Source organism: Microcystis protocystis FBCC-A270, assembly GCF_050500235.1.
Classification (GTDB): Bacteria; Cyanobacteriota; Cyanobacteriia; order Cyanobacteriales; family Microcystaceae; genus Microcystis; species Microcystis ichthyoblabe_A.
Window position 1 is genome coordinate 4,795,001 of sequence record NZ_CP191407.1, and the last position, 15,820, is coordinate 4,810,820.

Consider the following 15,820-nt stretch of genomic DNA (forward strand, 5'->3'; position numbering starts at 1 on the left):
TGTGCCTTTGTGGTTCCTTCCATTCCCTCGCCAGTAGGACTGTATCTTAGAATACATTTTACCCACCAAATCCAAGAGAGCCTTGAATGAACCAATCATAGTTAAGAGCGTTGGAAAAGAGGGTCTGTAGGCGCACGGATTTTCCATTATGAATATAGTATCCTGTCAAGTCGCCTTTGTCAAGAGAAAATTTAACAACATCCAGATTTATTCGTAACGCATCACCTATCATTGACTATGATTGAATTAATCACTGATAACTGATTAGCAAGGAATAAAACCATGAATACTAAAGAGAGACTATTGCAAGAGATTGAACAAGCACCAGATTCTTTAATAGAAGAAACTTTGAACTTCCTCCTTTCAGCACAAGCTAGTTATGCTAAATCTGAAAGTAATGTAGGGGAGGCAATATTAAAGCTTCTGGAAGAGATGCCATTAGACAATGACGACTTAGAAAAGTTGCCTATAGATCTTGCTAATCAACATGATCATTATCTTTATGGAGTTCCCAAATCCTAAGCAAAGCCGAAACTAAAGTTTATAGTATCATAGCAATGAAAACCATCTTTGCAGACACATTTTATTGGGTTGCTCTCATTAACAATCGTGATGATTGGCATGAGAAAGCTATAGAAATGACAAGGAAACTCCAGCAGGTAACAATAGTTACAACCGATGAAGTCTTTATTGAAGTTTTCAACAATCTATCTGCTTATGGAATGTCAGTTAGACGAAAAACCTTACAAGTTATTAGAGGCTTACAAAATAATCCCCAAATCTTAGTTATACCTCAAACTCATGAGACGTTCCAATCAGGATTAGATTTATATCAAAATCGTCCAGATAAAGATTACAGCTTAACAGATTGTATATCCATGCAAACAATGCGCCAAATGAATATAAATGAAATTCTTACCCACGATAAGCATTTTACACAAGAAGGATTTTTCATTTTATTTCAAAATATAGAGTTACATTAGAATTGAGACAACAACTACTAGGAGACAATCATCCCCATGTGGCAACTTCCCTCAACAATTTAGCACACTTGTACTACTCCCAAGACAGGTACACAGAAGCGGAACCTCTCTATCTAGAAACGATTAATATTTTCAGGGAAAGATTAGGGGAAAATCATCCCCATACTCAAACGATTATGGAGAATATAAAACTATGTTGTCCCAACTCTGGCAAGTAGAATTAAGATAGAGTTTGAATGCTTTGGAAAAGAGGGTCTGTAGGCGCAAGGATTTTCCATTATGAATATAATATCATGTCAAGTCGCCTTTGTCAAGAGAAATTTTAACAACATCCAGAAAAACGGGGACATGAAGCTTAAATCAAGATGGGAATTACAGCAGACGAATAAATTCTTCTTGTGTCAGTTCAGCATCGCGTAAAATTTTTAGGAGTAATCCTTTCCCGACAGTTTTCCCCCGATGAACCGGTACGGTGACAACTCTTCCATCTTCATGTTTTAAGCGCAGATGACTTCCTTTTTGTCGGATAGATTGAAACCCTATTCTCGTTAAAGCTTTGATAACTTCATCACCGGTTAATATCGGTAATTTTGGCATCAGATAGACACCTTTTCAATTCCAACAAACTTCGACACATCTTCCGGATTGTCATCTTCCAAGCAAAGTTCAATCACTTCCCTGATATTCTTCATCAATTCATCAATCGTTTCCCCTTGACTGTAACAACCCCGAAGTTGAGGAACTTCCCCAACATAATATCCATCCTCATCTCGTTCAATGACAACATAAAACTCTCTTTGATAGTTCATGGTTCTCAATCCTTAAAAAAATTATCGCTATCTAAGCTTTTATTGGCGATTATTGAGACTTGAAAATAGGGTCTGTAGGCGCAAGGATTTTCCATTATGAATATAATATCATGTCAAGAGGCTTTTGTCAAGAGAAATTTTGACAACATCCAGATTTAGTCGTAACCCATCACCTATCATTGACTATGATTGAATTAACCACTGCTCACTGATAACTGATAAAGCTATGACACTCAAAGAACAACTAATTAAAGAAATCGAGCAGACACCTGACACCCTTTTGACTCAATTACTTGACTTTTTGCTCTTTATCAAAGAACGACATACTGAAATAGAAATTACAGAAGAAGAGCAAGCTAACATAATCGCTTCTGAATCAGCTTATCAAGCAGGAGACTATCTAACCCTCGAAGAATATGAGGCAACCCAAGCGTGAACTACAGAGTTATTATTCCGAAACCAGTTCAAAAACAACTAAACAACTTACCCAAACAACAACGCGAACGCTTAATTACTGCCATTAGACTACTTACCGATACACCTCGTCCTAACGGAGTCAAGAAACTCAAAGGATATGATGACACCTACCGAATTAGAATAGGGGATTATCGCATCATTTATAGAATTCAAGATAAGGAAATGCTTATTATCATATTGAGTAGTATTCATCGAAAAGATGCTTATTGAACCTCTGTAACATCTTCCTTCAACAATATTAGCATTATTATATTATTTTTAAGAAAGGTACAAATCAGCTAAAAATCTTAAGAAAGCGGGGTAATTTTTCTCTATTACCCCGCCCAAGCAAGTGAATAATTAATCGGGCAATTTATACTGTTCCACAATCTTTTTAGCATATTCAGGAACATGAGCTGCTAATTTTTCAGGATAATTACGTTTAACATAAAGGTAATTACGGGTAAAGTGAGAATCGATAGAAAAGCGAGCATATTCTAACCCTTTAGGCCCGATTTTTTCAATTACTACTCCCATCATTTTTGCCGCCCACATCGGCAAGGTTACACCTTTATCATAGGCAGGAATGCTATTTTGTACCGCCTGTTTTCTATCACCACTAGACATAACATCTTGGGTATTTAATTGATCTTTAACTAACTCTAACATTTCCTTGCCCGTATCATTACGAACGACAATCCATTGCCAGCCAAAAGGTGCGCCCATATAGCCCACAACTAAATCAGCAAGGGAGTTAACATAATCAAAACAAGTCATACAGGAAGGGGCAAAAACATCTTTTAACTTATTAGTCTTTAAGCCAAAAAAGGGAACCATTTCTATCGAGCCGTCTTCGTGTTGAAAGTGTACCCGAAAATCCTGCATAAATTCGTAATGAACCACAGTTTCTGGGGAACGACTGGTAGTTTCTAAAAACTTTTGTAGTCCTGAGCGGGTGACATTATCGACGCAGGGAGTTCCTAAGACATATAACTTTTCTAAGCCTAATTTTTTTTCTACTGCTCTTAGGGCTTGAATTTGACAACCAACTCCGATAACTAATAACCGTTTCATGCCCGATTTTTCAATTTCTTCTAGCACTGATAAATTGGGAGAAAGAGTCGGTTTATTGACTTTAGCGGCGAGAATTTCTTCCGTGGTACGGGCGAGAATCGGCTGCGGTTGAAAGCGATCCTCGGCGGTATTCTGCACACAAACCACCCCTTCTACTAAACCACGATCGAGCATTTCACAGGCAATTGTGCTGACGATTCCTGTCCATTGCGCCCCTGGAATAGCTTGTTTTTTCTTGGCAGCCATCATCTCTTGATGAACACCAAAATAGAGATCATTTTCCTGATTTAAGTCGCGACTTTTGCCGTGTGCTGCTGCTTCTAAATCGGCGATTTGTTGATTAAGAAAAGCACAAGCTTCTTTAACATAGTGAATGTAATAAGTGTCACAAAGTCCGCACTCGCTACACAATTCTTTGGCAGGACGACGACTATTGGGTTTGAGGGCTTTGGCTTTTAGGTGGGGCGCAAGGGAGTTCATAATCTTAAAAGGCAACTAGGTCAAGGGTTTTTTTCTATCGATCGTTTACCTTACCGCATTCCATCACTTTGTTAGCAATCTTTTTAAAGAAATGTAACGATTACCCGGAATAGGATCAGAGCAAAGCTTCTAAGGTGGCGACGACGGAAGCCGCTAAAGTTTCTAAATCATAACCACCTTCTAAGCCGAAAAGTAGCGGTTTATTGAGAGTTAAGAGGTATTTGGTTAAAATTCCATAATCCTGTGGGTGTAAACAAATTCCCGCCAGAGGATCCGCTTGATTGGCATCATATCCAGCACTAACAATCACTAAATCCGGTTGAAAATTTTTCAGAAAAGGTATGACTTGCCCCTCAAAATGTTCTTGATAATCTTTAATCGTACTTCCTGACGGTAAGGGAATATTCAAAACATTATTAAACTCCCCTTTTTCTCTCGCTTCTCCCGTGCCGGGATAAAACGGGAATTGATGGAGGGAACAATAGGCAATCTGGGGATGATTTTCGACTATATCCTGGGTGCCATTGCCGTGATGCACGTCCCAATCAAGAATCGCTACTTTTTGCACTCTTTTGTTTTCCAAAGCATAATAAGCGGCAATAGCAGCATTAGAAAACAGACAGAAACCCATGCCATAATTAGAAGTGGCATGATGTCCGGGGGGACGGGCTAAAATAAAGGCAGGATCGCCAGTAGATAAGACTCGATCGACTCCATCTAACCAGCCACTAACCGCTAGTAACGCCACATCGTAACTACGCGCAGAAACGGGAGTATCGGCATCCAATCTTCCCCCACCCCGTTGACAAATTCGCCGCAATCTATCAACATAATCTTGATTATGAACTTGTTTAATCAAAGGGATTACTTCGTCGCGAATTTCGATCGGTGTGGGTAAATGCCATGTTAGTTTTGACTGCCATTCTGTTTGTTTTAAAGCCTCGACAATTGCCGTTAAACGCGCCGCTTTTTCGGGATGGTAAATACCTGTATCGTGATCGAGAAATTCATCGGAATAGATAATCGAGATCATAATCAAATTACTGCTTAAGTAGCTGGTTATAATTAAATTGAAGATAGATTTTAGGTTCGATCCCCCCTGCCGATAGGCGGGGGGATCTGACAGTTTTTAACACCTAACTGCTTAACTCGTTGATTTTTGAACAACCCAATGGTTTTAATCTACCAGAAAAGCAGCGGCTTGAGGAGCTATAGTGAAAAAACTTTACTGATTGGGTCACTTTTGCCAGATGATGCAATTATCTCCCCCTAAGGTGACAGGAAGCAAAAATGATGACAAATTTTCGGAAATTTCAGCTAGAAGTTAATGGCATTACTATCAATGGTGTCAAAGGTGGGTGTGGTTTTCCGCTGCTTTTGCTCCATGGTTATCCCCAAACCCATCAAATGTGGCATAAAATCGCCCCCCGATTAGCGGCTAATTTTACGGTGATCGCCACGGATCTGCGCGGCTACGGGGATAGCGATAAACCCTTGCCCCTAGAGGATTCTAGCAATTATTGCAAGCGGGTGATGGCCCTCGATCAGGTGTTGCTGATGGAAAAATTGGGTTATCAGGAGTTTTATCTAATCGGCCATGATCGAGGGGCGCGAGTTTCCCACCGTCTCGCCCTTGATTTTCCCGAAAAGGTCAAAAAACTCGTTTTACTCGATATAGCCCCAACGCTGGCGATGTACGAGGCTACTGATCAAACTTTTGCCACTGCCTACTATCATTGGTTTTTCTTGATTCAGCCTTCCCCTTTTCCCGAAACCCTGATCGCCGCTAATCCCGATTATTATCTACAACATTGCTTGCAAAGTTGGGGGCGAGATTTTAGCGCTTTTACAGAGGAAGCTTTGGGGGAATATCGGCGTTGTTTTCGAGATTTAAGCACGATAACCGCCACCTGTGCCGATTATCGGGCTGCCGCTACCATCGATTTAGAGCATGATCGTCAGGATTTAGACCGGAAAATTTCCTCTCCCCTCTTGGTTCTTTGGGGAAAAAAAGGTTTTATTGCACGTCAATACGATGCGATCGCTCTTTGGCATCAGCGAGCTAATCAAGTGACGGGACAGGCGATCGCCAGTGGTCATTTTTTACCGGAAGAGGCACCGGAAGAGACAGCACAGGCGATCGAGGATTTTCTCGGCTAAGTAATACTAAATCCTGTTATTAAAAACTGATTATTTATTCTCCGTTTTGCATGAGTGCCTGTCCTGATATGTAGTCCATACTCAACGGATTTAGTATCAAAAAAAAATCGGGCTAGAAATATCTTCCAACCCCATAGGATCCATAACCTAATTAGTGATTAAATTCTCGACTTAGTAAGCGTCCTGTAGTTCGTAGAATTCGGGAGAAACGTAGTCTTTGCGTAGAGGCCAACCGACCCAATCTTCCGGCATTAAAATCCGTTTCAGGTGGGGATGTCCTTCATAAATAATGCCGAACATATCATAACTTTCTCGTTCTTGCCAGTCAGCAGCTTTCCAAATCCAGTAAACCGAAGCAACCCGGGGATTATCTCTAGGAAGAAAAACTTTTAAGCGCACTTCCACGGGACTATCGACATTATCGGTTACTTTGACCAGATGATAGAAACTAACTAATTCTTTCCCCGGTCCCAAATCGTAAGCGCCCTGACATTGGAGATAATTAAAGCCATAAGCGAATAAAGCAGTGGCCAGAGGAATTAAAAAGTCTGGTTCTACTTTAATCAATTCCACACCACTATGGTCAGCTTCTAAAGCTTGATGATCAAAACCATTTTCGCTTAACCAAATCGAAGTGGGGCCAGCTTGCACAATAGCTGTGGTTTCTTCAGTCATTTAGATTTCTTCCTTTTGTTTCGTGGTCAAAAGAGCGGGGGGAACAGGCATACCAGTGGCTTCTAGTAACTCTTTCGGAGGTGCTTGACGGGTGGCCGATTGCAGATATTTACCGGTCAGAATCGGTTCCGTGGCCTGCATTTTGTGGGTGGTGCTGTAATAACGATTGGTTTGCTGGAGAACAGTCCCGCGTTCTTGAATAGATTCGTTAGCGACTTTTTTCCGCAGTTTAATAATCGCGTCGATAATCGCTTCCGGACGGGGGGGACAACCGGGTATATAGACATCCACGGGGATAAGTTTATCTACCCCTCTGACTGCGGTAGTGGAGTCACTGCTGAACATTCCTCCCGTAATCGTACAGGCACCCATGGCGATAACGTATTTAGGTTCTGGCATTTCTTCGTACAGACGCACCAAAGCGGGGGCCATTTTCATGGTAACTGTACCGGCAGTGATGATTAAATCGGCTTGCCGGGGACTAGAACGGGGAACTAAACCAAAGCGATCGAAATCAAAACGGGAACCAATCAAGGCCGCGAACTCGATAAAACAGCAAGCTGTACCGTATAGCATCGGCCAAAGACTTGACAAACGCGCCCAGTTATACAGGTCATCAACGGTGGTAAGGATGACATTTTCCGATAAATCCTGGGTAACTTTGGTGCGTTCGATGGGATTGAGGATTTTTTCGCTTTGTTGTTCGATAATTTGCTTAAATTCGCTGGTAGGGTTGGGACTCATCGGGTTATCCTCTCATCAAAAGTCAAAAATCAGGAAAATTATGGCCATTATGACCATTCTAAGGCTCCTTTCCGCCAAGCATAGACGAGAGCAACCACAAGGATAGCAATAAAGATCAATGCTTCTACAAAAGCTAATAGGCCCAATTGATTGAAAGCTACTGCCCAAGGGTAGAGAAAGACGGTTTCCACGTCAAAAACCACGAAAACGAGGGCAAACATATAATAACGAATGTTAAACTGAATCCAAGCACCGCCGATCGGTTCCATCCCCGATTCATAGGTGGTGCGTCTTTCCGGACCGCCACCACTAGGCCGCAGGACTTTGGAGGCCGTTAGGGATAGGATTGGTACTAAACTGCAAGCGAGCAGAAATCCTAGAAAATACTCGTAACCTTTGAGGACAAACACTGGGTTTTTTTTCTCCTTATTCGCTATCGACAGGGGAAGTTGTCGGCATCTCTATGGCTACTTATTATAGAGGCTTTAGCAACCCCTCTCCTTCTCAAAAGCAGCATTGAAGATGTTTATCGATACCATTAGCTAATCATCGGGTTGAGCTTCGCTTCTGTCTCTGTTTTGCTCTTAACTCTGACGGGGTGACGAAAAAGCCTAAAATCCCCATGAGAAGCAAAGTGTAGCTAAATATGGTAAAAAAGAATTGGCTGCGATCAGCTGTTGACTATCTCAATGAGTACCAGAGTGGTAAGTTCGAGCATTTGTACTAAAATTTCCCCTAGGCAGTGTAAATTATCAGAAATGCTGTCCACCGGATTATAGTTTGTTTGTTAATGCACTGGCTCAAAGCCGCGATCGCTTAAGACAATATATCATTATGCAGTTACTAAAACTGACCCCCGGAAATTTTGCTAAATCTCTTAATAGCTTGTTTATGTCTTAAAATAAGACTGATTAGATTATAACGATTACAGTTTAAGTAAGTAGTTATTGCCTCTGATCCCCCCTGCCCCCCTTGATAAGGGGGGTGCCGATAGGCGGGGGGATCCCCCCTGCCCCCCTTGATAAGGGGGGTGTCTGACAACTTTTAACGCCTACCTACTTAAATAGTGACGAGTACAATTTCCAATCCCCAGCCAGATTAACTTTGTTAGCTATAGCATCCCTAAATAAAATGTGAAAAGTTATCGTATTTTTTAAGGTTAGGAAAATTCAATAATTGAAATTTACAAAAAATTCGAACAGTCGTTTAACCACAAGAAAACTTTTCGCCATCCCCTAAAATCTGCTCAAAAGACTTGTTAACTGTAGCCAAATCATTTCTACTAGATTTTCTTCGGTTTGGTGCGTTCTCAGTTGTCTGCTGACGCTCTTGGCACTATTTCTCCGAATCAACCCTTTTTAAGGCATTAGGGAAGGATAGGCTATGCCGACTTTTATTTTATGAGACTAGGCTATTGTATCAACTTTTAATTAAACAGCTAATCGGCTAAAGTGATAAGTAAATATTATTTTAAGTTTATTTAAGGCTGTCATTACTAATGCTAAGTTAAGCTGGGTAAATTTTCGCGTAGTATCAAAAAGGAAACTCATTCGACCCGTTCAGTCTAAACGGGGAGAAAAGGCATTTTGAGACTGAGGAACAACCTATGGCAAAGAAAATACAGACAACCACTTATAAAGTCACCCTGAAAACACCCAAGGGCGAGCATAAAATTGATGTTCCCGATAATGAATATATTCTCGATATAGCGGAAGAAAAAGGATTAGATTTACCTTCTTCTTGCCGTGCTGGTGCTTGTTCTGCTTGCGCTGGTCAAATCGAATCCGGTAGCGTTGATCAATCCGAGCAATCCTTCTTAGATGACGATCAAATTGAAGCGCGTTATGTCCTCACCTGTGTGGCCTATCCTACTTCTGACTGTGTGATCGTCACCCACAAAGAAGAAGATTTGTACTAATTTAACTCAATATTCGGGGGTTAGATACTCCAACAATACAACAATAATAGAGCGGGAACTGCAAGGGCGACAGTTCTCGCTTTATTTGTATTTTTGCCTCTTGACTCGAGAGTGAGATAAAGCCCAAAAATTAATCCTGCAGCGGCAGGGTGTGAGGTGTAGGGTTAATGGGCGCTGATCACCGATTATCGGCCCACTTCAGCGAAAATCTCGGCTAAAATCTCCCCAGCACCAGCCTCGCGCACTTTATGGGCTAAATCTCGTCCTAAGACTTCCCCATGGCTAGGATCACCGCTAACCGAGTCCTTAATCAGGCGCTTACCGTCGAGACTGGCCACCATACCCGTTAAAGTTAGGATACCATCCTCGATCGCCGTATTCACTCCGATGGGAACTTGACAACCCCCCTCCAACTCGCGTAAAAAAGCGCGTTCAGCATAGCATCTATCGCGACTAGGGGCGTGTTCCAACACTTTTAGGACTTCCAAAACCTCCGGATCAGCATCGCGGCATTCTATCCCTAAAGCCCCCTGTCCCACCGCATGGAGAGAAATCTCCGCCGGAATAACCTGATGAACTCGATCGCCTAATCCTAACCTTTCTAGTCCCGCTACTGCCAGAATAATCGCGTCGTATTCTCCCGCGTCCAGTTTTGCCAGACGGGTGTTGACATTGCCGCGCACATCCTTAAAAGTCAGATGGGGATAATGGTAACGCAACTGCGCTAATCGCCGCAGGGAAGAAGTCCCCACCACCGCACCTTCCGGTAAAGTGTCTAATTGATAGTCTTGGTTTTGGTTATTGACCACCAAAGCATCGGCCGGATTCACTCTTTCGGTGACGCAACCCAAGATTAAGCCTTCGGGCAAATTAGTGGGCAGATCCTTGAGAGAATGGACGGCAAGATCGATCGATCTATCCAACATTCCCACTTCTAATTCTTTGGTAAATAAACCCTTATCACCGATTTTCGCCAGGGCCACATCGAGAATTTTATCGCCTTGGGTACTCATCGTCTCCACCTCAAACTGTCGATGGGGGTGGTGTTTACTCAATTCTGCCTGTACCCAATAGGTTTGTACTAGGGCTAACTGACTTTTACGCGAACCGATACGCAGGGAACGAGGAGGACTAGAAACGGACATATCTGAAGTAGGAATTTAACTAAACATCTATCGGACTGCTCGATCTAGACTATCCTGATCTCACCCCTGTTGAGTAATCACTTTCTAGGTTAGGCATAAATAGTTACATCTCTTAATATTTTTAGGCAAATAGGGTGAGCATTATTCCCCACTGACAGCAAAGCTGAAAGCCTAGATTAAAATAGAGGGACAAACGTTGCAACAGGGTCTAACTAATGACATTACAACACCCTTGCTATAACAAAGAAAAATTTGTCCGACGTGGACACGAAATCTATCAGTCTCAGGTGCGTCAGCAAGTTGAGAAGGACAATCATGGGAAGATTGTAGCTATTGATATCAAAACAGGTGCTTTTGAATTAGCAAAAGATATCCTCACAGTTTCCAACGATTGACCGATACTCAAATTTGGTTCGTTAGAATCGGACATCGAGCATTTGATCGAGTCTGTTTGATTGGGGCGAATTTGCTGCAATGATTAGAGGTAATGTTAAATCGTGGAGTTATTATTATGCTAGACCAAATGATGAAGATGTTAGAAGGGCAACAAATAGGTCCTTATCGTCTTAATAAGTTTCTCGGTGCGGGTAGTTTTGGGGGTGTATTTCATGCTAGTGAAAGGGGGGATCCGCGCCCCCCTTATCAAGGGGGGATCAAGGGGGGATCTGCGCCCCCCTTATCAAGGGGGGATCAAGGGGGGATCAAAGGCACAATCTATCTTCAATTTAATAATTATAACCACTCACTTAATAGGATAGTTACACAACGTAAAAATTGTCTAATTCAGGAGTTATTATTATGCTAGACCAAATGATGAAGATGTTAGAAGGGCAACAAATAGGTCCCTATCGTCTTAATAAGTTTCTCGGTGCGGGTGGTTTTGGTGGTGTATTTCATGCTAGTGAAATGGTCAGAAATACATCGGTTCAAGAAGTTGCTATTAAAGTTATCCCCGAAAGTAGCGATGATAAATTAATTGAGTTAACAAATGCCAGAAAGTTAGAACATTCTAATTTAATTAAGGCTTATTCGGTGGGGGAATTTACTTTTCTCAATACGGAGATGCTTTATTTAGTGATGGAATTGGCACAGGGTAGCCTAGAAAATCACATCGCCAAAGGCGGTTTGTCATCGGGTGAGATTAAAAATATTACTGCTCAAGTCGCCCAAGGTTTAAATTATCTTCATGGACAAAATAAAGTGCATCGAGATTTAAAACCGGGTAATATCCTCAAGGTTAATCAACAATACAAGTTAGCAGATTTTGGCTTAATTAGAACTTTAAATAACAAAAGCCACACTCAAACCGTCCACAATAGCGGTACAATTATTTATATGCCTCCCGAAGCCTTTAGGGGGGATATTTCATCAGCTTGGGATCTGTGGTCATTAGGTATTATGTTAATCGAAATGACGACTAATCAACTTCCCTATAAGTTTAATAATGATATTAACCAGTTAATGGCGAAGGTGATGAATTGTGAGCTACAAATCCCCAGTTTACCGAAAGAGTTTAAACCGATTATTGAAGGGTGTTTGCAAAAAGATAGAAAACAAAGATGGACAGCACAACAGGTTTTAAATGCCTTACAACCTGTGGGATGGAATTCTCCCCCTTCACCTCCACCAGCACCGGCAGCAGTCAAAAAGCCTGTTTCACCTACTCCATTTACCGAAAAAATATCCAACCGAGTAACACTGGAGATGGTGAGCTTACCAGCAGGTCAATTTCTCATGGGATCTCCTGACAGTGATCCCGATGCTGCAAGTAATGAAAAACCTCCACACCAAGTTAAAGTCAACAGTTTTGCGATTGGGAAATATCCAGTGACTCAGGCACAATATGAAGCAGTAATGGGAACCAATCCCTCTCATTTTAAAAATTGGTTTAAAAACAATCCCCAAAATCCAGTAGAACAGGTTAGTTGGGACGATGCCCAAGCTTTTTGTCAGAAATTGAGTCAAATAACTGGCAAAACCTATCGCCTCCCCACAGAAGCGGAATGGGAATATGCCTGTCGTGGGGGGACTACTACTCGCTATTATTTTGGTGATGATGCCAATCAGCTAGGAGATTACGCTTGGTATAGCGCAAATTCTCAGGATAAAACTCATCCTGTGGGCCAGAAAAAGCCTAATGCTTGGGGACTCTATGACATGAGTGGCAATGTTTGGGAGTGGTGCGAAGACAATCGGCACGATAACTATATCGGAGCGCCAAAGGATGGCAGTGCTTGGCTGACAAATGATAATTATTCTCAAATAATGCGGGGCGGTTCTTGGTGCTTCAATCCATATTACTGCCGTTCCGCTTGCCGCCGCGGCAGCCCTCGCCGAGGCAGCAGCGGTTTTCGGGTGGTGTGCGGTGCTGGGAGGACTCTATAACCCTTTTTCCCTTTTTTTCCCTTTTTACCCTCATTCCCTATTTTTCAATTTTTCTCTTTTTCCCGCCCCTAGGCGGGTCGATTTTTTTTTTGAGAAAATTGAGGTAGCATGAGTAGAAAAGGGGTTTCTCGGAGAAACCGGTTTTCTGTGGGTTACTCAACGGATTTAGGATAATATTGGTGGAAGTCCTCGATTTACCTGATCAAATCATTCAACAGTCCCAAGGAGCTATGGATATTCGTCACCTAGGTTCTTTGGAGTCCTCCTGTCCCCCGTCTCCTATTGTAAAGTTTTGTGAATTTTTCTGGGAATAGGGCGTTTTGTAAAAATAGATACAGAATTGTATGTTATATATATTAGTGGGTGATTAAAAAAGTTCTAAACACTATTTGCAGCTCGGAGGAAATGATTATGTCCACAGAACAACAAGCTCGTGCCTTAATGATGCGTCACCACCACGCCGTCAAAAATCGTCAACAATCGATGTTAGGCAGAAGTGCTTCTGAAATCGGTATTGACAATGACAATGGCCACGGGGAAACCGTTCAACGTCGCTTCTCGGCCGACTTCTCTTCCTAAACTTATGATCGCTCTGGTGCTACTCTGAGTTAGGCTCTGAGATTTCGCCAAAGTGTACGCTTTCAATCTTAGAATTAAGTGAACAATCAGCCCACACAAACCGAGATCGGAAGGTGTGGGCTTTCGGTTTTTAGAGATAGGGGTCAGTCTTGGGCCGATTACGGGATTTCATCGGGATTTATGCCTAATTGCCGTAATTGTGCCGCTAAACGTTCCGCGCGTTGACGTTCGCTTTCGGCCTGTTGAGAGGCATCCCTGGCCCGTTGACGTTCGCTTTCGGCCTGTTGAGAGGCAGCCCTGGCCCGTTGACGTTCGATTTCAGCATTCCGACGTTCGATTTCAGCATTCTGACGTTCAATTTCAGCATTCCGACGTTCAATTTCAGCATTCTGACGTTCAATTTCAGCATTCTGACGTTCGATTTCGGCTAATTCCGCAGGTAGGAGGATTAAATTGCCATCTAGGTCATAAAAACGCAGCCAAGGAGCTTCTTCTCGTTGGATGCTGCCCATCCAGACTCCTAACCATAATCCCAAACGTTGACACCATAACCAACCGCGATGGTCGGGAATAATTTTTTGATAGCATTGATTTTGGTCTAAAGCCCAACCTTGCAGGGAAGTGGCATCAAAGGGATTATAAACAAAGTATTGGGAACAGCGAAAAGTCCGCTCATAGAGGTCTTTTTTGATAGTTAAATCGATTTTTGCGGTGCTTTCTGACATTAATTCCACGATCACATCGGGATAACGTCCGTTTTCGTTCCAAACCACCCATCCTTGTCGTTTATAACTACCATCGATATCGAGGACAACGAAAAAATCGGGGCCGCGAAAATCTTTATTAAAAACCCGCTCACGGCTAAAGTAAATAAACATATTACCGCCAACAAAAAAGTCCTCTCGATCCTGATAGGCTTGTTCGATAGAATCGATTAAGACATTCATGGCCTTGCGGTGACGGTAGGTTTCCAAAGGTTCTCCATCATCAAAAATCAAGTCTTCTGGGGGAATGGGAGGTTCTTCCCAATCGATAACTGGAGGAGTGAGGGGTTGAGTCATCGGGGTTACGTCCGGGATAGAGATGGTTTTATTTTATTTGCAAGACGAGGCGATATTTAGGTTGTCCGGTTCGCAATTTTTCCATGGCTTCATTCACCCGGGAGATAGGATAGGTTTCTGTGACTGGTTCAATGCCATGGCGAGAGGCAAATTCAATCATTTTACTGACGGTACTGGGACTACCCAAAGGACTGCCGGAAATCGATTTTTGACCCATAATCAAGGGAAAAGCGTAGGTAGCCATGGGTTCAAGAACAGCGCCAACAATATGCAGACGACCTTTGGGACGTAAACAGGCGATATAAAGACCCCAATCGAGATTAACGTTAACGGTGGAGATGATGAAATCAAAGTAATTTTGTACCGATTGCAAAGCCTCTGGGTCTCTGGAATTGATAAAATGAGTCGCTCCTAGTTCTTTTGCTTCCGTTTCTTTGTCGGGACTACTGGAAAAAGCGGTTACTTCGCAGCCCCAAGCTTTGAGGAATTTTAAGGCTATATGGCCCAATCCACCAATACCAATGACACCAACTCGGGCCGTGGGTTTAATATTAAATTGGACAATGGGATTAAAGACGGTAATGCCACCACAGAAAAGCGGGCCAGCTTTGGCAGCATCTAACTGGTTCGGCAAGGGAACTAACCAACTATGATGGGCCCGGACTCTTTCGGCAAAACCGCCATGGCGACCGACGATAGTTCCTTCGGCAGTGGCACAAAGGTTTTGATCCCCTGACATACAGGTTTCACAGGTGGAACAGGAACGGGAAAACCAACCCAGACCGACTCTTTGCCCTAATTTTAACTCTTTGACTTTAGCACCAAGAGCGGCGATCGTGCCGACCACTTCATGGCCAGGGACAAAGGGATAGGTGGTCAGTCCCCAATCGTTATCGAGCATACTTAGGTCACTGTGGCAGATGCCGCAATATTCCACCGCGATTTCTACATCTTCATCCGCTAATATGCCCGGATCGTAGTCAAAAGGCTCTAGTTTTCCCCCTTTTTCTCGGGCAGCATAGGCTCTAATCATGATTAAGTCCTCTAGGATCGGTTTATTGGTTATCTTATCCTAAGTTTATCTGAGTATGGCTTGTCCTCAATCCTGTTTACAAGGTATGGAAAAGTGGGAAGTGGGGAGAAGGGAACGGATTTGATCTGGTCAGCGATCGCCAAATAGTCAAAAGCGTGATTTTTTGATTCTACAAAGAATAGGAAGCGGAAGCATCAGCAAAATTACTGGTTTTGGGTTACTCTTGATATATAGTCCACTACACCAATCTGGTCAGGCTTGCGGACTTTACCGACGAGTTTTGTTAGCCTCGCAGGAAAACTACCAGCTTTCAACCGG

At 42.6% G+C, this 15,820-nt stretch carries 19 protein-coding genes and 2 pseudogenes; 11 read left to right on the forward strand and 10 right to left on the reverse strand.

Annotated features, from left to right (window positions below; translation table 11 throughout):
- Nucleotides 1–282 precede the first annotated feature (282 nt).
- The 3 genes from ACQY1X_RS23400 to ACQY1X_RS23410 are packed head-to-tail and all read left to right on the forward strand — an operon-like array spanning nucleotide 283 to nucleotide 1,201.
- The gene (locus tag ACQY1X_RS23400; RefSeq protein ID WP_002735146.1) at nucleotides 283–522 is read left to right on the forward strand and encodes a hypothetical protein; all 240 of its coding nucleotides are present in this window, start codon (nucleotides 283–285) and stop codon (nucleotides 520–522) included.
- Between the two features lie 35 nt (nucleotides 523–557).
- Complete coding sequence (locus tag ACQY1X_RS23405) at nucleotides 558–983, forward strand: type II toxin-antitoxin system VapC family toxin (protein WP_430015200.1); 426 nt, start codon at nucleotides 558–560, stop codon at nucleotides 981–983.
- A gap of 2 nt (nucleotides 984–985) precedes the next feature.
- Nucleotides 986–1,201, forward strand: coding sequence for a tetratricopeptide repeat protein (locus ACQY1X_RS23410; RefSeq protein ID WP_430015201.1), 216 nt, complete (start codon nucleotides 986–988; stop codon nucleotides 1,199–1,201).
- Between the two features lie 154 nt (nucleotides 1,202–1,355).
- Here the strand turns inward: ACQY1X_RS23410 and ACQY1X_RS23415 are convergent, their stop codons facing one another.
- Nucleotides 1,356–1,580 (reverse strand): type II toxin-antitoxin system HicA family toxin, encoded by a 225-nt coding sequence (locus tag ACQY1X_RS23415; RefSeq protein ID WP_002739026.1) that lies wholly within the window; start codon nucleotides 1,578–1,580, stop codon nucleotides 1,356–1,358.
- Nucleotides 1,580–1,792 (reverse strand): type II toxin-antitoxin system HicB family antitoxin, encoded by a 213-nt coding sequence (locus ACQY1X_RS23420; protein ID WP_002738920.1) that lies wholly within the window; start codon nucleotides 1,790–1,792, stop codon nucleotides 1,580–1,582. The genes ACQY1X_RS23415 and ACQY1X_RS23420 overlap by 1 nt, the downstream gene beginning before the upstream one ends.
- Nucleotides 1,793–2,018: 226 nt before the next feature.
- On the opposite strand from ACQY1X_RS23420, the gene ACQY1X_RS23425 reads away from it, so the two are divergent.
- Together ACQY1X_RS23425 and ACQY1X_RS23430 are read left to right on the forward strand one after the other, a co-directional pair.
- Entirely contained in the window at nucleotides 2,019–2,228 is a 210-nt protein-coding gene (locus tag ACQY1X_RS23425) for a hypothetical protein (protein ID WP_002738788.1), read from the forward strand.
- Complete coding sequence (locus tag ACQY1X_RS23430) at nucleotides 2,225–2,479, forward strand: type II toxin-antitoxin system RelE family toxin (protein ID WP_002738377.1); 255 nt, start codon at nucleotides 2,225–2,227, stop codon at nucleotides 2,477–2,479. The genes ACQY1X_RS23425 and ACQY1X_RS23430 overlap by 4 nt, the downstream gene beginning before the upstream one ends.
- Nucleotides 2,480–2,608: 129 nt before the next feature.
- Here the strand turns inward: ACQY1X_RS23430 and ACQY1X_RS23435 are convergent, their stop codons facing one another.
- Together ACQY1X_RS23435 and ACQY1X_RS23440 are read right to left on the reverse strand one after the other, a co-directional pair.
- Entirely contained in the window at nucleotides 2,609–3,802 is a 1,194-nt protein-coding gene (locus ACQY1X_RS23435; protein WP_002789598.1) for a Coenzyme F420 hydrogenase/dehydrogenase, beta subunit C-terminal domain, read from the reverse strand.
- Nucleotides 3,803–3,917: 115 nt separating this feature from the next.
- Entirely contained in the window at nucleotides 3,918–4,835 is a 918-nt protein-coding gene (locus ACQY1X_RS23440) for a histone deacetylase family protein (protein ID WP_002738945.1), read from the reverse strand.
- A 257-nt stretch (nucleotides 4,836–5,092) separates the two neighbouring features.
- On the opposite strand from ACQY1X_RS23440, the gene ACQY1X_RS23445 reads away from it, so the two are divergent.
- Nucleotides 5,093–5,962, forward strand: coding sequence for an alpha/beta fold hydrolase (locus ACQY1X_RS23445; protein WP_430015202.1), 870 nt, complete (start codon nucleotides 5,093–5,095; stop codon nucleotides 5,960–5,962).
- A 171-nt stretch (nucleotides 5,963–6,133) separates the two neighbouring features.
- Here ACQY1X_RS23445 and ACQY1X_RS23450 read toward each other — a convergent pair whose 3' ends face one another.
- From ACQY1X_RS23450 to ndhC, 3 genes are read right to left on the reverse strand one after another with little or no spacing between them, the layout of a single operon-like run.
- Complete coding sequence (locus ACQY1X_RS23450) at nucleotides 6,134–6,637, reverse strand: NAD(P)H-quinone oxidoreductase subunit J (protein ID WP_002778330.1); 504 nt, start codon at nucleotides 6,635–6,637, stop codon at nucleotides 6,134–6,136.
- Nucleotides 6,638–7,381 (reverse strand): photosynthetic/respiratory NAD(P)H-quinone oxidoreductase subunit K, encoded by a 744-nt coding sequence (gene ndhK / locus ACQY1X_RS23455; protein ID WP_002738790.1) that lies wholly within the window; start codon nucleotides 7,379–7,381, stop codon nucleotides 6,638–6,640.
- Between the two features lie 47 nt (nucleotides 7,382–7,428).
- Nucleotides 7,429–7,791, reverse strand: coding sequence for a photosynthetic/respiratory NAD(P)H-quinone oxidoreductase subunit C (ndhC, locus tag ACQY1X_RS23460; RefSeq protein WP_002739390.1), 363 nt, complete (start codon nucleotides 7,789–7,791; stop codon nucleotides 7,429–7,431).
- Nucleotides 7,792–8,987: 1,196 nt separating this feature from the next.
- Between ndhC and ACQY1X_RS23465 the strand changes: the two genes are divergently transcribed.
- A complete protein-coding gene (locus tag ACQY1X_RS23465; protein WP_002738423.1) occupies nucleotides 8,988–9,299 on the forward strand; it encodes a ferredoxin in 312 nt (103 codons plus the stop codon).
- A 185-nt stretch (nucleotides 9,300–9,484) separates the two neighbouring features.
- Here the strand turns inward: ACQY1X_RS23465 and hemC are convergent, their stop codons facing one another.
- Nucleotides 9,485–10,444, reverse strand: a complete 960-nt coding sequence (gene hemC, locus ACQY1X_RS23470; RefSeq protein WP_016516933.1) for a hydroxymethylbilane synthase — start codon at nucleotides 10,442–10,444, stop codon at nucleotides 9,485–9,487.
- A 215-nt stretch (nucleotides 10,445–10,659) separates the two neighbouring features.
- On the opposite strand from hemC, the pseudogene ACQY1X_RS23475 reads away from it, so the two are divergent.
- From ACQY1X_RS23475 to ACQY1X_RS23490, 4 genes and pseudogenes are all read left to right on the forward strand, one after another.
- Nucleotides 10,660–10,922 (forward strand): annotated as a pseudogene (locus ACQY1X_RS23475) (hypothetical protein).
- A 33-nt stretch (nucleotides 10,923–10,955) separates the two neighbouring features.
- Nucleotides 10,956–11,063 (forward strand): annotated as a pseudogene (locus tag ACQY1X_RS23480) (serine/threonine-protein kinase); the annotation flags it as partial.
- Between the two features lie 179 nt (nucleotides 11,064–11,242).
- Entirely contained in the window at nucleotides 11,243–12,829 is a 1,587-nt protein-coding gene (locus tag ACQY1X_RS23485; protein WP_430015203.1) for an SUMF1/EgtB/PvdO family nonheme iron enzyme, read from the forward strand.
- Between the two features lie 411 nt (nucleotides 12,830–13,240).
- Nucleotides 13,241–13,408, forward strand: coding sequence for a hypothetical protein (locus ACQY1X_RS23490; RefSeq protein WP_002739262.1), 168 nt, complete (start codon nucleotides 13,241–13,243; stop codon nucleotides 13,406–13,408).
- A 158-nt stretch (nucleotides 13,409–13,566) separates the two neighbouring features.
- Here ACQY1X_RS23490 and ACQY1X_RS23495 read toward each other — a convergent pair whose 3' ends face one another.
- A complete protein-coding gene (locus ACQY1X_RS23495) occupies nucleotides 13,567–14,469 on the reverse strand; it encodes a Uma2 family endonuclease (protein ID WP_430015204.1) in 903 nt (300 codons plus the stop codon).
- A gap of 28 nt (nucleotides 14,470–14,497) precedes the next feature.
- Nucleotides 14,498–15,502 (reverse strand): NADPH-dependent aldehyde reductase Ahr, encoded by a 1,005-nt coding sequence (ahr, locus tag ACQY1X_RS23500; RefSeq protein WP_430013659.1) that lies wholly within the window; start codon nucleotides 15,500–15,502, stop codon nucleotides 14,498–14,500.
- Nucleotides 15,503–15,820 lie beyond the last annotated feature (318 nt).